Origin of the sequence: Spongiactinospora rosea (genome assembly GCF_003315795.1) — a bacterium.
Lineage (GTDB): Bacteria > Actinomycetota > Actinomycetes > Streptosporangiales > Streptosporangiaceae > Spongiactinospora > Spongiactinospora rosea.
In genome coordinates this window covers 22,371-36,862 of sequence record NZ_QMEY01000012.1, presented here as the reverse complement: position 1 = coordinate 36,862, position 14,492 = coordinate 22,371, and the positions used below count along the sequence as shown (strand labels likewise).

14 protein-coding genes are annotated in these 14,492 nt (G+C 69.9%); 1 reads left to right on the top strand and 13 read right to left on the bottom strand.

Annotated elements, in window-relative coordinates; translation table 11 throughout:
• Window positions 1-110: 110 nt before the first annotated feature.
• The 11 genes from DP939_RS25150 to DP939_RS25100 form a co-directional block, all read right to left on the bottom strand.
• A complete protein-coding gene (locus DP939_RS25150; RefSeq protein WP_113983245.1) occupies window positions 111-2,603 on the bottom strand; it encodes a bacterial transcriptional activator domain-containing protein in 2,493 nt (830 codons plus the stop codon).
• Window positions 2,600-2,983, bottom strand: coding sequence for a pilus assembly protein TadG-related protein (locus tag DP939_RS25145; protein ID WP_113983244.1), 384 nt, complete (start codon window positions 2,981-2,983; stop codon window positions 2,600-2,602). Before DP939_RS25145 ends, DP939_RS25150 begins: the two co-directional genes overlap by 4 nt.
• Before the next feature lie 206 nt (window positions 2,984-3,189).
• Window positions 3,190-3,684: a TadE/TadG family type IV pilus assembly protein gene (locus DP939_RS25140; protein ID WP_113983243.1), complete on the bottom strand. Its 495-nt coding sequence runs from the start codon at window positions 3,682-3,684 to the stop codon at window positions 3,190-3,192.
• Window positions 3,681-4,154, bottom strand: coding sequence for a pilus assembly protein (locus DP939_RS25135; RefSeq protein ID WP_147268124.1), 474 nt, complete (start codon window positions 4,152-4,154; stop codon window positions 3,681-3,683). The genes DP939_RS25140 and DP939_RS25135 overlap by 4 nt, the downstream gene beginning before the upstream one ends.
• A 53-nt stretch (window positions 4,155-4,207) precedes the next feature.
• Entirely contained in the window at window positions 4,208-4,402 is a 195-nt protein-coding gene (locus DP939_RS25130) for a hypothetical protein (protein ID WP_113983241.1), read from the bottom strand.
• A gap of 105 nt (window positions 4,403-4,507) precedes the next feature.
• On the bottom strand, window positions 4,508-5,404 hold the full coding sequence (locus DP939_RS25125) for a type II secretion system F family protein (RefSeq protein ID WP_113983240.1): 897 nt from the start codon (window positions 5,402-5,404) through the stop codon (window positions 4,508-4,510).
• A gap of 107 nt (window positions 5,405-5,511) precedes the next feature.
• Entirely contained in the window at window positions 5,512-6,438 is a 927-nt protein-coding gene (locus tag DP939_RS25120; RefSeq protein ID WP_147268123.1) for a type II secretion system F family protein, read from the bottom strand.
• A 2-nt stretch (window positions 6,439-6,440) separates the two neighbouring features.
• A complete protein-coding gene (locus DP939_RS25115) occupies window positions 6,441-7,871 on the bottom strand; it encodes a CpaF family protein (RefSeq protein ID WP_113983238.1) in 1,431 nt (476 codons plus the stop codon).
• The gene (locus tag DP939_RS25110) at window positions 7,868-8,770 is read right to left on the bottom strand and encodes a hypothetical protein (RefSeq protein ID WP_113983237.1); all 903 of its coding nucleotides are present in this window, start codon (window positions 8,768-8,770) and stop codon (window positions 7,868-7,870) included. Before DP939_RS25110 ends, DP939_RS25115 begins: the two co-directional genes overlap by 4 nt.
• A 90-nt stretch (window positions 8,771-8,860) precedes the next feature.
• Window positions 8,861-9,487, bottom strand: a complete 627-nt coding sequence (locus DP939_RS25105) for an SAF domain-containing protein (RefSeq protein ID WP_113983236.1) — start codon at window positions 9,485-9,487, stop codon at window positions 8,861-8,863.
• Between the two features lie 129 nt (window positions 9,488-9,616).
• Complete coding sequence (locus DP939_RS25100) at window positions 9,617-9,928, bottom strand: hypothetical protein (protein ID WP_147268122.1); 312 nt, start codon at window positions 9,926-9,928, stop codon at window positions 9,617-9,619.
• A 1,698-nt stretch (window positions 9,929-11,626) separates the two neighbouring features.
• Here DP939_RS25100 and DP939_RS25095 point away from each other — a divergent pair.
• Window positions 11,627-12,148: a sensor domain-containing protein gene (locus DP939_RS25095; protein WP_113983234.1), complete on the top strand. Its 522-nt coding sequence runs from the start codon at window positions 11,627-11,629 to the stop codon at window positions 12,146-12,148.
• Window positions 12,149-12,407: 259 nt separating this feature from the next.
• On the opposite strand, the gene DP939_RS25090 is transcribed toward DP939_RS25095, so the two are convergent.
• A complete protein-coding gene (locus tag DP939_RS25090) occupies window positions 12,408-13,544 on the bottom strand; it encodes a hypothetical protein (protein WP_113983233.1) in 1,137 nt (378 codons plus the stop codon).
• A 3-nt stretch (window positions 13,545-13,547) separates the two neighbouring features.
• Entirely contained in the window at window positions 13,548-14,483 is a 936-nt protein-coding gene (locus tag DP939_RS25085) for a thiopeptide-type bacteriocin biosynthesis protein (protein WP_113983232.1), read from the bottom strand.
• Window positions 14,484-14,492: the final 9 nt, after the last annotated feature.

Sequence of the window (14,492 nt, the reverse complement as noted above, 5' to 3'; positions counted from 1 at the left end):
CGGCTACCGATCAGGACGAACCCGATTCGTAAACCCCTGAAACGACGAGATCCCGCCTGATCGATGACCAGACGGGATCTCGTCAGCCATTCCAAGAACGGCCCCTTGTGTTACGAGCGCCGGGGGGTTCTGGCCGCAGAGGGAGAGGTGAGCCGGCGGTAGAGCCGGGTGGTGGCCGGGTGGGGCTCGCCATCCATGGCGATGTCGGCGATTTGGGCGAGGCAGGACTGCCAGGCGTGATGGACGGCGGTGATGTTCCCGGCGGCGTGTTCGGCGCTCATCAACACCCGCCACAGCTGTTCGGCGGTGGGGTCGGTCGCCAGTCCTCGGCGGGCGGTTGTGGCCGCGGCGCCTGGTTCGGCCGCCTCCAGATGGAGAGTGGCCAGTTGGTGGGCCGTATCGATGATGGCGGCGGTCATGGTCTCGGTGATCTGGGGATCCAGCCACCAGTAGTCCCGGTCGGCGATGGGCCGGCCGCGTACCAGGTTCAAGGCTGCGGTGAGGTCGTCGACGGCCGTGGCGTCGCGGCGGCGGGTGGTGGCGAGGTGCTGGAAGTGGTCCCAGTCCACCTCGATCTCATCCAGGCGGTAGATGCTGTGCCCGTCGTGCAAGATGCGGTCCGTGCCGTCGGGGGTGGGGCCGAGTTGTCCGCGGGTGCGGCTGATCAGCTGCCGGACCTGGTCTGCGGGTTTGGGGTGATCAGGGTCGGGGCCGAGGAAGGTGCGCAGTTGGTCGCGGTGGAGTTTGCCATGGACAGCCAGGAGAACGACGAGTTCCAGGTGCTTGGGGCGCAGCGGGGAGGCGGTGCCGTGGAGTTCGACCGGCCCGAGCAGGCACAGCCGTACCGTGCCCGCCGGGCCGTGCTGCCGGTGGGGCTCGGCAGCGGAGCGGGCGGAGGCCGGCGGGCTTGCGGACCGTGTACCTCGCTGTGCGCGATGGCCGTTGTGAGCTGGGCTGAGAGCAGCTGGCGGCGGGTCGGCGGGGGTGCTGGCCAGGTCGGTTGCGGTGGCCAGCAGGGTGGTGATGGCGGTGATCTGGCCGGTGGTGAGCCGTTGGGGATGCAGGGTGATGCCGTAGGTGTGAAGGCGGAGCTGGAATTCTCCGGCGGGTGTGATGGCGACGGTTTCCAGCCGCGCCCGCTGCGGGTGGAGGGGGATGGCCGGGTCGGGCAGGCGGGCGGAAGGGCTGTGGTCCGCGCCGATTGACGGGGGACAGGGGATGAGGGCGGCGAGGCCCGGGCTGGTGGTGATGGCGGCCAGGCGCTGTTCTTCGTCGGGGGTGGGCGGGATGGTGCTGATCAGCAGGGTGAAGGCGGGGCAGGCGAGAGGGGCGTGAGCGCGGCGGGTGCGCAGGTCGTCGGTGTGGATCTGGTGGATCTCCTCGCGGCGGCGGGTCAGCGCTTCCAGGGCGGCGTCCAGACTCGGCAGGTGCCGGGCGGCTTCGGGCAGGGCAGGGGGGGCCAAGGCTGTCAGGTGGGGGAATCCCACCAGGAGTACCTCGCGGGATCCGGTGGTCGCGGCCTCGATCGCGGCGGCGTGCAGGACTTCGTTGATCAGGTCGGCGGGGCCGTGGCAGGTGATCAGGCCGAGGGTTTCGGTGTCGATGAGCAGGTGACCGCCGTGGTGGGTGCGGCCGATGGTCAGCAGCCCGGGCAGCGGCGTGAGCCCTGGCCGCCCGGTGGAGACAGCGGCATCGGGCTGGGGCAGTCGCCATCGCACGATCGCGTCAGCCTGGGAACCGTGGCCGAGGCTGGCGACAGCGACGAAGGGCGAGGGTGCGGGGGCGGGCGGGGGGAGCCAGAGTTCGGCGGCGTCGGCGGTCACGTGCAGGGCGAGAACGTCGGGGACGGGCCGACCAGCGGCGTGAAGCGCGGTGGCGAAGGTGTTCAGGGCCTGGTGGATGCGGGGTGGCACGGTGTCGGCGGCCAGGCGGTGGAGCCGTCGTTCCTCACGCACGGCCTCGGGGGCGGCGGGCAGCGCGATGCGGTGACCCGGTTGGCGATGCTGGCGTTGCCGATGCCGGAGCCGGGTGAGGGTGGCCAGGATGCCACCGGCGAGCATGCCTCCGGCGAAAGTGATCGACAGGACCGGTACCGTCGCCGGTGCGGAGCCGGACGACGGCGGTTGCGTGGGCGCGGATGCCGGCGCGGGCGGGGGAGAGCCGAGATAGGTACTGGCGGCGACCGGTAGCGCGTTCCCGCTCGTGGCCGGAGTCAGGTGCGCCGAGGTGATCAGCAGGGAGATCGAGGTCAGCAGCCGGGTGGCGAGGCGTTGTATGCCGGAGATGCCGGGCAGCAGCGGGGCGGGGCGGCGGAGGAGGCGGGCGGCCAACTCCAATATGACCGAACCGGCGAAGCACAGCCAGGAGAGCCATCCGATGTATTTGATGACGCCGAGCAGCAGGCTTCCATCGTCGGGACGCAGCAGTGCGGCGTGGACATCCGGCCAGGCGGGCAGGCGCTGGGGGATGGGGCTGCCCGCCATCCACAGCAGCGTCAGCGGGAGCCCGAGCAGCACCGCGGCAAGAAGCACCGCCGAGCCGGCCGCGCGGAGCGCGACTCGGTCGGGGCCGGGGCCGGGGCCAAGCTGCCGGCGGGAGGTCATGGGGGCGGGCCGGGGACCAGTTCGGCTTCAGCGTTGCCGGTGACGGTGAAGTCGGAGATGCCGATCAATGAGAGCAGCACGGTGGGCTCGCGGACGGTAACCGACACGCGTAGACGGCGGGAGCCGACGGTGGTCACCGTTCCGGCGTGCCCGGTTCGGGTCAGGTAGGTGCGGGCTGCGCGGGCGGCGGCGGCCGGATCGACCGCGGCCTCACCGCGGGTGTAGGCGCGGCCGAGGTCGACCATTCCGGCGCCAGCGCGGGCCGCTTCTTCGGCGATCGCGGTGGCGCGGCGTCCAGCGGTCATCTTGGCTCCGCCGTCGGCCGTGAGTCCGACCAGCAGCAGAAGGATCAGGGCGAACACGATGACGAACAGCGTCATCGACCCCCGCTCGCCTCCCTCGGCGTCGCTATGCCGGTCATGGGTCCACCCGCGCCGCGCTTCCCTGGCGCGGGTGGGTGTCTCTTTCCGGCGGGCCCGCCAGCGAGGGTGACGCGGGTGAGGATGATGCGGGTAGGCGCGTCGCCACCACGCCCGGTCACACTCAGGTTGCCCGGGCCGGGAGCGTAACGTCGGTGAACGGGCCATCACCTGCCTCCACGGTCCAACGCGGGCACCTCGGGGATCCGTGTGACGAGCCCAAGGGCCCGGGAGCGGTACGGGTCCAAGGGCGAGTCGAAACGCGCGTCAAGGGTGATGGAACCAGGCAGCACGATGATGGAGAGCACAGCCGGCGACACCGTGCATTGCACCCGGGCCGACACCTGCGCGGGCTGCCCGAGCGGGCGGTGAAACCCGCCGACCTCGACGGTGACGTTGACGTTGTGGCAGGTCAGCCCCTCTTGAGTCAGGGTGGCGGTGACACTGCTGATCGCCACCGCGCGGGCGTGGGCAGGAGAGCGGGCCAGCGAGGCTTGGCGGGCGGCATCCCGGGCTGCGGCTTCGACCGCGCCGTACGACAAGCGCACGCTGCCGAACGCGATGGCCAGCGCGATCAACGCCAGCAGCACCGGGACCAGCACGACGAACTCCACGACGGCGCTGCCGCGCTCACCACGCCGGCCCTGGACGGTCATGGTCATGGCGCGCCTGCCCTCGCGTGCAGACCGGCGTCGACCATGGGTGGGGACGTGCTTGACGTAGCTGGGGAACCGGCCTGCGCAGCGGCGCCGGTTCCGGAGCGGATATCGGGCGCCGACGGATACTCCATCGGGCCGCGCGCTGTTTGCCGCACCGTGGTGTCCAGCCCGGGAACCAGCGACAGGCCACGCCCACTGACCTGCACCTCTACCGTCCCCCCGCCTTCGGCTTGGCCGGCGCTGGTGCGGGTGACGGAGACCGTCACATCGGTGAGCAGACCGGAGCTGAAGGAGGCGGCGTAGCGGCGGGCGGCCTGCTCACCGGCACCGGCGGGGGCGTTGTAGGCGCGGGCGGCGCGGACGCCCTCTTGGGCCGATGCCAGGGCGGCGTGCCGGGACAGGTACCACAGGGCGGCGTGGGTGCCGAGGTAGATGAGGGTGAGCAGGGTGGGGAGCAGCACCACGTACTGCAAGCTGGCGCTCCCCCGCTCACCCTCACCCCGCCGGGTGGCACGAGCGGGCAGTGTCATCGGATCATTCCGGCGTAGTGGTTGATCACCGCGACCACGCCGGCGACGACACCGACCGCCGTGGTGAACAGCAACGCGGCCCAGACGATCTTCTCCAGGCTGGCGCTGCCTCGTTCGGCTTCGGCGCGAGCCCGCCTGACCCGGTCGCGGACCGCGCGGGCCAGGGCGTACCGCCAAGATGAACCGTTCACAACAGAACCTCCACAGGCTCAGTACGACAAGGCGGACGGTGACCTTTCGGGCGTTGATCACCTCCCTCTCTGAAGGCGGGAGCCGGTCGTTCGGCGCAGGGGATGTCAGGTGGTGAGGAGGCGGAACATCAGCGGATACATCAAAAGGATCACGAAGCCGAGGCCGAGCACGGCCATGGGAACGACCATGGTGGTGGTGCGGGCGTTGGCGTCTTCGCGGGCGTGGGCTTGAGCGGCGGTACGCATGGATTCCGCACGGGCCATCACGGTGTCCAGCACGCCGGCGCCTTCGGCGGCGGCGGTATGGGTGATCTCGGCCAGATCGGAAAGCTCACGCACTCCGACGTCGTCGCCGAGGCGGGCCAGCGCGGCCCACGGCGGTTGCTGCGCGCGGCGGGCCTGGCGCAGCGCCGTGGCGATGCGGGCGAACACCCAGCCGGGGCCCACGCCTGCGGCGGCGCTCAGGGCCTCGTTGACGCCCGCGCCCGTCGGCAGCAGCAGGCTGACCAGGTCCAGGTAGGTGGAGATACCGATACGGAACTCTCGGCGGCGCGCGGCTGCATCGATCCGCACCGCCCAGTCAGGGGCGAAGAACAGCGCGGCGGCGGCGACCAGCGCCGCCCCGGCGGGCACCTGCCAGGGCAAGGCGACACCCAGCACGATGAGGAGGGCGGTGAGCACGGTGGGCAACAGCAGGCCGAGGGCGGCGGCCAGGAGTTTGTGGGTGAAGAACTGGGCAGGAGTCTCTCCGAGCAGAGCCAGATCACGGCCGGGGATGGGCAGGCCGAGGCGCTCGGCGCGCAGCAGCAGCCACCGCCCGGCCCCGTACCGGCGCTCGCCATCACCGTCTGGGTATGTGGCGGTTCCAGGCCGTGCGCTGCGGGAGGCGGCCAGGCGGGCAAGGGTGGCTCGTAGATGCACCGGCGCCGGCCGCAGGGCAAGAACGATCAACATGACTCCCAGCCCGGCGAGGCCGCCCGCAAGCACGATCAGCGCGGTCACCTCACCTCACCTCCGTCGCATCGGTCGTGGCCAACGCGATCTGGCTCAGCCCCGCCTCGCAACGTGACAAACCTGCTCCGGATGAACGTGACCCGGATAGGTGGACCTCATCCATCACCACTCACCACCCGCGGGTCCGCGCCGGATGAAGCCGTGGAGGCTTCCGCCCCATCGCCGCCGCTGAGGAAGCGCCCGGCGGGAGCGGCGGCGGCCAGGCGATGCATCCACCACAACCCGGCCGCGTACAAGGCGGCGACCATGGCGAGCACCGCCTGTCCGGGCAAGGTGTCATAAGGGGCGGCGTAGGAGTCCTGGAGGGCGGCGAAGACGGTGTAGCCGATCAGGAACGCGGCCAGCCAGCGCAGCGTGACGCGGTGGGTGGCGCGTTCGGCTTCGATCTCCCGGCGCGCGGCCACGTCCTGGGCGACCATGGCCGCCAGGTTCGTCAGCACCGGACGCAGGCCACGCCCACGACGGGAGGCGGCCAGGACCAGGGCGGCGGCGATCCGGTCGCCCACCGGGTCGTCCAAGTCGTGAGCGAAGGCCAGCAGTGCCTGGTCGGCGGGCATCCGCACGCTCAATCGCCGCGCCAGCGCCTGCACCGGGGCGGCGATCGGCTCGGGGGCGGAGGCGGTGCTGTGAATGAGGGCGTCCTCCAGGCCGCGGGAGGCGCCCAGCACATCGGCCAGACGGCGGGTCCAGCTCTCCAGGGCCTCCAGGCGGGCGATGCGCTGCCGGGCGGGGCGGCCGGTGACCAGGCGAGGCAGCCAGCAGATCGCCGCCCCCGCGGACACGGCGGCGACCGGCCACCCGGTCAGGGCAAGCATCATCACCCCGCCCCCGGCGGCGGTCAGGAGACGACGGCGCAGACGCGGGTTCCGCAGCCGGCCGAGGTGTCGGCGGATGCGCGAGTCGGGCCGTGCGGGCATGGCAGGACGTCCGCGTACACCGGCGATCAGGCACCAGACGGTGATCGGCGCGGCGGCCCCGAGGAGCACCGCGAGCACCGGTGTCGGCACCGGTAGCGCGGGCATGGTCACGGCCTCCTCCACAGGCCGTCGGGGAAGTCCAGCAGGGAGGCGTCGAACCCGGCCCGCGTGAGTTCTGGCAGGCACGCCGGGGTGGTCGCGGGCACGGCGCGACCGTCGGTGCCGGGGCGCCACAGGTAGTTGTGCGCGGGCAGGTCGCCGTCGGCGGGCGGGGCGATCTCCATCACCTCATCGACGAACCGGGCGTGGGTGGCAGGAGAACGGCGCAGATGCACTACCAGGTCGATCGACATACCGATCAGCCGGTAGATCGCGCGTTCGTTGCTGGTGATCCCCGACAACAGGCACAAGATGAGCAGCCGGTCGAACACCGCGGTACCGGCGTAGGCGTGCAGGGTGCACAGGCTGCCTTCCTGACCGGAATGCATGGCCTGAAGCATGGGCACCACCTCGTGGCTGCGGACCTCGCCGACCAGGATGCGCGCCACGTGCATGCGCAGCAGGCCGGGGAAGGCATCGGCCAGCGTGATGGCGCCGGCGCCTTCGGTGTTGGCCTGGCGTTCTTCGACCGGTACGACGTCGCGGTGGTGCTCCAGCGCGTGCAGGAACAGTTCGTATTCGGTTTCCAGGGTGGCGATGCGCTCATCGGAGTCGATCTCGCGGGCCAGTGCGCGCAGGAACGTGGTCTTGCCCGCCCCGATCGCTCCGGTGACGACGATGTTCTTGCGTGCCCGCACCGCCGCGGCCAGGAAGGAAGCCAGGGCCTGATCGATCGTGCCCAGCTTCACCAGATCGGTCAACGTGACGTCGGTGATGCGGTGCCGCCGCAGCGAGATACAGGGATAGGGGGTGATGGCCATCATCCCGGACAGGCGCACGCCGCTGGCCAGCGCGGTCTGGATGATCGGGGTGGCGGCGGAGAACTCCCGCGGGGTCTGCCCTTCGTGGATGCCTTGCAGGCGGATCTTGTCGATCAGCTGCTCGTCACTGCCGGCCACGGCCGGGCCGCGGACTTTGGTGCCGTCCCGGTAGGTGATGAACACCTCCGCGGCGCCGTTGATGTCGATGTCCTCGACGTCGTCATCGGCGAGGTAGGGCTGCAAGGGGCCCCAGCCGAACAACTCGTCGTACACGCCCGCCGCCAGGCGCTGGCGGTCGGCTGGGGAAGGCACGAGGCCTCCGGCGACCATCTGGTCCTGCGCCCAGACCTGCACCCGATGGGCGATCAACCCCATCCGCGCCTGATCGTCCTCGGCCTCGGACAGGTCCTCCACCAGTGTGGCGTCGGCGGTGATCGCTGCGACCGCCGCCGACAGCGCCTGCTCACCGAACCCAGGTGCTCCGCCCGCCGCCTCGTGCTCCGGCAGGGGAGAGGGGAAGGCGGCGCCATTGACAGCGCTGGTGACGTCGTCGCCTGGGCGGCGGGACTGCCAGGCGGGATCGCCGGGATACCCCTGCGACCACGGGGAGCGGGTCATCGCGTCTCCCTCCGTCCCGAAGAGGTGTAGGGCCGCAGCCGCGCCTTCGCCGTGGTCGTCTCCGACCGGCCGGCTCGGTTCGTCATCCGCCCCGAGGCCGGCCCCGGCGAGGGCCCGCCATCGGCGGAGGCCGCTTGGAGTGTGCGGCCCGAGCCCGGCGTCTTCAACGCAAGGGCGGGGGCGGTTCGTGCGCTGGGTGGCGGCCCGGCGAACGACGTCGATGGCGTGGCGGGGACCGTGCGGCGGCGGATCGCCTTGCCGAGACGGTGTGCGCCCTGCCGGAGCGGCGCGTTACGGTACCACCGCCCTGCCGGTGCGCCTTCCGACAGCACCCGCGCTGTCCGCGGATCCTCCGGCACCACGCCCAGGACCTCGCATTCCAGCACTCGGGCGATATGCCGGTGAGAGTAGGAGCCATAGCCGATCACAGCGACCGCGATGGGCAACTGGTCCCCGATCGAGCGGCGCACGACCTCCAGCCGCGGCAACGCGGCGGCGACCTGCCGCAACGTGGGACGCATCACCAGCACCAGCAGATCGGCCGCCGCCAGCAGGGGATAGGCGACATCCCGTCCACCGATCCGGCCCAGATCGGCGACCACGTCGAGCCCGCATTCCGCCAGAGCCTGCCCGATCGGCCCCCAGGCGGCGTCCATGCCCACGGCGAAGCGCGGGTCAGGCAGGCCGGGCAGCACCAGCCAGTGCCCGGCCGCGCCGTCCACCGCCACCGCCTGCTCGCCGACGCTTCCCGGATCAGCTGCGAGGTCGGCGATATTGGCGGTGTCTGGCACGTTCCCGCCGAGCATGCCGGGCACGATCGTGCCACCGGCGGGGTCACATTCGGCCACGAGCGCCTCGGTCGGCCACAGCGAGGCCACCGCCAGCACGGTCGTGGTCACCCCAGGGCTACCCCCAGCGGAGGCCATCGCGATCAACGCCATCGTTCATCGCACCCTTTCCATTCGATAGGCATTAAGTAAGAAGTGCATTCAGCGCTGTTGCGGAGAGGTGAGCACCACGGCGATTCGCCCGGTGGACGCCTGGCGCGCGACTCGCGGACCGGAGGCGGCAACGATGAGGACGTCCACCGTTACCAGCCCATCGGCGTCGGGACCTTTGACCTGGTCCACCGCAGCCGGGACCTGCCACTCCGCTCCGTCGCCCGCGGCACCTTCCTCGCCCTGCTCGGCATCGCCGCTGGAAGGCGGCGGCGCCGCGGCGGAACCGTCGGGGGTGGAGACGATCAGTACCTGGTCTCCTGGGGCCAGCCCGCGAGCGGGGATCTGGCTCGGCTTGAGCGCCACCGCGACCAGTTGCAGGCCGGCCGCAGGGCTGACCGCGTTGGTCACAGCCGAGGGGGCCAGCAGCATCCCCGCCCGCACCGCGACGGCGGCGCGCATTCCGACCACCTGTCCGGCCTGGGAGGCAGGGATCGTGGCCACCTGCGCGGCATCGACCGCGACCTGTACGGTGGCGAGGTCCGCGGCCTCGATCACTTGGCCCACTGCCACATCCCGGGCGGTGGCCAGCACAGGCACGCGCGTGTTGAACGCCTGATGCAGCAGGTAACCGCCGTAGGCCATCACCACCACCAGCGCCACACCGAGCGCGAGCATCCCGGTACGCCGCTGACGCGGTAGCCCGACCGATGCCACATCCCGGCCCCGGGCAGATGAGTCGGGGGAGGCCGGCCGAGTCGAGACCTGGGGCGAGGGGGTTGCTGCCCGTTTAGTCCTCAAGGGTGCTCACCCCTTCTCCGGAACGACCAGGCTGTGGCCTTCGATGATCTCCAGCCCGAATGAGGTGGATCGAGTGATCGGTTCCAGGGGACCGCCTGAGCCGTCCGAGCCACGCCAGGTAGCGGTCCACACCACCGCTGCCCGCACGCGGAACCCGCCACTGTGCGCGGCGGATGGACGCCGGTAGGTGTGGCTGCACGCGCTGCGCTGGCCCGCGGCGGGCTTGCCGGGGTCGTAGGCTGTGCCGGGTCCGGTGCAACCGAAGGCGGCCAGGCCGCGCCCGGGGGTGATCTGTAGCCGCCTCGGGGTGGCGGTCACCTCCACCCATACCGGTCCTATCGAGACACGGCGGCTGATCGGCCGCCATTGGGCTCGAGAGACCCAGAACCACTGTGGTACCCCGACCCAGCCCGGGCGCCCTCTGGGCGGTGCGGTCTTGACCGACGGCACCGGCAGCCACAGCGCATCCATCGCCTGCTGCAACAGCATCCGTGGCGTGATCACCGGCGCAGGATTCTCTGTCCCGGTCGGCGTGGGTTGAGGAGTGCGCTGGAAGAACATCTCGCAATCCCGGCCGGCGAACGGGTCACACGGCGGGAGATCGGGTTGATCACGCGGACCATTCTCATGAGGGGCACGCGGTGGAGGCGCTGACCGCCAGCCGCGAGGGCGCTGCTCCTTTCGATCAACACGCCGCTCAACCTGAATTTGCCATCCCTCCGGATAGCGACGGATCTTCTTGGTGTCCTCGGGCGGCGGATCCAGCGACGTTGCGGGTGACCAGATTAGCGTTGCGAGGGTAATGAGGGTGATGGCACTCTGCATGGTTCATCCAGTTGCTGAAAGGAGGTGAGTCGCCAGCGGCCGTCGCTGCCTCGCTTCAGCTCGGCTACCAGATTGGTGTTCTTGCTTCCTCTTGTTTTGGGGATAAGCCGGTGTGTTGTGCTGTCCGCCAATCCCCGTTGACTCGCATCATGGCAGTCCTGCAGGCGGGCGGTCGAGCCCGAGACGCCAACCGAGATGATGTGGAGGATGGGTTGCCCCCACGGTTCACGCTTTTGTGACTGCTGATGTCTGATGCCATCGACCTGAGCGTCAAGAATGCTTGGTGAGACATAGGGGGCTAGTAGTTCACGGGCCTGATGCGGCGGGCTTACGGCGGCTTTGGCCCCTACCTTGTGAAAGTTGGTATAGGCGTCGATCACTGCTTTTCGGGGTGTGATCGCCGATGGCCGCGGCGACAACGGCTTCCCGGGATCCGCCTGAGAAGGAACCGCTGGAACTGGAGAGCTGGGTAAAGCCGCGGGCTGCTGACCAGCACAGGCACTTGTGATAAGTATCACCAACGGCATTACACTCGTTGTGAGCAGCCTCGAATACAGGTACGGGATTTTAGGAGTGGTCACGTCGCCCTCGCAGCCGGCATATCGCTCCGTCTGAGTACATGCGAGATTACGACCAGCCCGCAAAGAAGGCAAGGAGACGCTACTAACAAAAATCTGCATTACCAGAAATTATCATTAGTGGCACCTATAATCTAAGATAAGGTTGTCCGTAATCTGAACAGAGAGGCCTCGTATGAAGGCTCTCTCTATGTGCTCGCCTCACGCTGACATCGCATCACAAGGGTGTTGCACAATGCATTGCACGCCCGAGCGGGCTTGCTACCTGCTTCTATGCCCATCCTTTATGGTAAGTTGTATCATGGACGCCTGGTTCGGAGTGCGCGCATGCAAGCTCCCGGTCTAATGTCGCAGAAGCCCTTACGGATGGCGCGATGCAGTGCATCTATAGAGAGATTGGACATCGAGTCAGCAATATCTGATGTGCTTCAGGTATATCGGTGAGTACGCCTACGTCGATCCAGCTTGGTTCCACGAGAGGCGAGAAGCATAGCTAGCGCTGCGTGTACTTGTGGGAGTCGTGATCTCGCCTCAGTATTCACGACCAGTGAGCCCTTTTCGCCGTGGCGCCGCAGGTCACAGGCTCGCCACAGATGTTGGCTCTTGATCCACCATGCAGATAGCCCCTGGTGGAAGGATGTCGACCAAGATCAACCAGTACAACCAAGGGCCTGAGCGCTGTTCTACCAGTGAGACTGGTGCTATCGGGAACGACACGACGCTGAACGTGTTGACCGGGGCGAGCGAGCCGGCGCCCCCGCTGTTGGCGGATCCGCCCGACTGCTCGGTGGCCGTCGGCCCGGCCACCATGGTGGTCTACCAGCGCGGCTGGACGGCGTTCGTGTCGGTGGCGCAGCAGGACGCCGCCGATTCGGTCGACCATGCCGTCACCCAGATCGTCGGCCGGTACGCCTCCCCCGATCGGGCCGCAGAAGTGTTCGCCACTCTCGCCGCTGGCCTTGAGGCCTGCCCCAGTGCCGTCCGGGACACCTCCGGCGCGGGCGCATCGCACTGGACGTACCGGGTGGACAGCGCCACGGACACCGCACTGACCCGGACGGCCGTCCAAGACCAGGGCGACGGCTGGGCCTGCTACCGAGAGGCCCGGCTGCCCGGCCGCCCATGCCATCCCTGACCGGATGGCGGAGCGTGCCCGGTGACCGCCCCGGCGCGGCGTTGGGCGGGCCGCATAGCGCGATCTCATCGACCAACCGGTCGGGAACCGCCGAACGGGATCAGGAGCGAGCGGGAATCGACCTCAGGCTGGCGGCCTGGGACGTGGCAGCTTGTCGGAGTTGGTGGTTCTCGACGGCCAGCACGTTGACCACCCGCGAGAACTCCTCGTGCGGCAGCCCGAGCGGCATCGCGTCGCACCGGCCATCCCGCTTTGGCGGTCACCGTGCCGGGCGTAGCCGGGAACCGAAGTGCGCTGCGATCCGTGTCGCGCTCAGTCCCACCGCGGCGTGAAGGTCACCGATGAGCGGCTCGGGGATGACGCCGGTGCCCAGGCCGGCCGTCTCGACGATTGCGCTGAGCGTGTTCTGCTGGGCTGGAGTGAGCGCTGCGCGGCATGCTTGATGGGCGAGCAGGTCCCGCGCCGCGTAGCCGTCACCGGCCGCCAAGACGGTGTCGATGAGCCGGGCGATGATCGACGCCCTCTCACCGAGGCCCTCTATGAGGTCGATCATGGTCAGTCCGAGGCGGGTATGGAAGACGATCAGTCCGGCCGCGGGCTGGAGGGTGGAATGCTGCCGGAGCATGGTCGTGATCTCGACGTCGGCCGGTAGCCCGCCCGAACGGCGGCACAGGACGCCGAGCAGCGTCGCGACCACGTGCTCCCACGGGTCGGTGCAGGCGGTGTCGTTCAGGAGCGTGGTCGCGGCGTCGTGGTATTCGGCCAGGCAATGAGCCACGATGGTGATCTGGCGCCCGTCCAGGAGCCGCCGGCCGACGCCGCGATGGCGTTGAGCGTGTCGAGCCGCTTGCTGCCACCGGCCGGCGCTGATCAATGCTCTGACGCCTTCGGCCAGGACGACGCCCCACAGCCATTGGACCACGTCGTGGTGTGCAACGGTGCTGGTGGCCAGGTCGTGGAAGGACACGGGGTGACCGCCGATCACGGTCTCCTCGCGGCCGGCGACGGCGCGGTAGAGGTCTTCCAGTTGGTGGCGGGCGGTGTCAGCGTCGCCGGCGCGGATGGACAGCCGGGCGAGGTTGACGGCGGGCTCAAGGGCGTAGCGTGCCTCCGTCGCATCCAGTGGCCGGGCGAGCAGGAATAGGCGGAACTGCCGCACGCACCATGCTCGGGCCAGGCCGGGCAGCCCGCAGTCACTGGCGATCAACGCTGCCTTGTTCATCGCCTGTACGGCCTGGGCCAGCAGAATGGAGCCACCGCCACCGCCGGGGCTGGCGGTGCGGGCGAGGGTGCGCACCTCCTCGATGCGGTCCGGCAGGGGCAGGCAGGCGGGCCTGGGGCGGGGGATCAGCGGGAATCGCCGCGCGATCCGGGCAAGGTCGAATGCGGGGTCCACCGGTCACATCCGGTCGATCACAAGCCGGGCCGGGACAGATGCCGCCGTGGCGGCGCCGGGTGGGGCGGGGGCGTGAGCTGGGAGAGTGTGCGAGGGGGTGGTGCGGGCCTGATCGGCGTCGTTTCGACGGTGTGGCGGCGCATCGTGCGCGGGGTGGTCGTCGAATACGACGGTGGCGGCGCTGGAGGCCAGCGCGGCTTGAACCGCGTGGGGCAGGCCGTGCCGGTTCCAGGTGAAGATGACGTGGTGGGCCAGGACGGCACGTAACCCGCGCTCAAGACGCCCGGTGCGGGCCAGCTCGGCGAGACGCCGGCCGCCGGAGGTGAAAGATCGCGCCCATTCGGCGTGATCGGCCACGCCCGCCCCCGGGCGGCACGCAACGGTGAGGTCAGTGCTCATCAGCCGGCGTAGTTTGCCGAGCTGATCAAGGCGAGGTGGCGCCGGGGTGCGGTGGGCGGCGACCCGCGCCCAGACGTCGCCTTCCTCGTACCAGTCCAGGCCCGCGGCGCGCATGAGCGCGACGCACAGCAGGATGGCCAGTTCGTAGCGGTGCGCGGCGGCGGGGCGGTGGCGGGTCAGGGCGAGGTGGCCGAGCAGATGCCGGGTGTCGTCGTGGAAGAGCCGGTGGGCACAGTCCATGGCCTCGGCGCCGCCGAAGGCCCCGACTTCGGGCTCGTAGATGACCGTCGTCGCGCTGAGGATGTGCCCGGCGTCGGCCAGTGCGGCCAACCGGCCGTGCAGGGGCTCGTGCGCCGCGGCGGCACCGGTATCGCGGTTGAGGTAGCGGATACGCCAGCATGGCCTTTTGCGGATGAACCACCACCGGGTGATCGGGCCATGGGGGGGCGTGAGCAGCGGGAGGAGGTGCCTCAGGGCGACAGTCTCGGCGTCGTCCCAGGCGGGGAAGGCGATGTCGATCTGCTGGTAGTGACTGTTCATGGCCGCGCC

Bases quoted from the DNA above. Each gene is read 5' to 3' on its own strand.
- DP939_RS25150 (WP_113983245.1), bottom strand. From the start codon at position 2,603: ATGACCTCCCGCCGGCAGCTTGGCCCCGGCCCCGGCCCCGACCGAGTC.
- DP939_RS25145 (WP_113983244.1), bottom strand. From the start codon at position 2,983: ATGACGCTGTTCGTCATCGTGTTCGCCCTGATCCTTCTGCTGCTGGTC.
- DP939_RS25140 (WP_113983243.1), bottom strand. From the start codon at position 3,684: ATGACCATGACCGTCCAGGGCCGGCGTGGTGAGCGCGGCAGCGCCGTC.
- DP939_RS25120 (WP_147268123.1), bottom strand. From the start codon at position 6,438: ATGCCCGCGCTACCGGTGCCGACACCGGTGCTCGCGGTGCTCCTCGGG.
- DP939_RS25115 (WP_113983238.1), bottom strand. From the start codon at position 7,871: ATGACCCGCTCCCCGTGGTCGCAGGGGTATCCCGGCGATCCCGCCTGG.
- DP939_RS25105 (WP_113983236.1), bottom strand. From the start codon at position 9,487: ATGCTCGCGCTCGGTGTGGCGCTGGTGGTGGTGATGGCCTACGGCGGT.
- DP939_RS25095 (WP_113983234.1), top strand. From the start codon at position 11,627: ATGCAGATAGCCCCTGGTGGAAGGATGTCGACCAAGATCAACCAGTAC.
- DP939_RS25085 (WP_113983232.1), bottom strand. From the start codon at position 14,483: ATGAACAGTCACTACCAGCAGATCGACATCGCCTTCCCCGCCTGGGAC.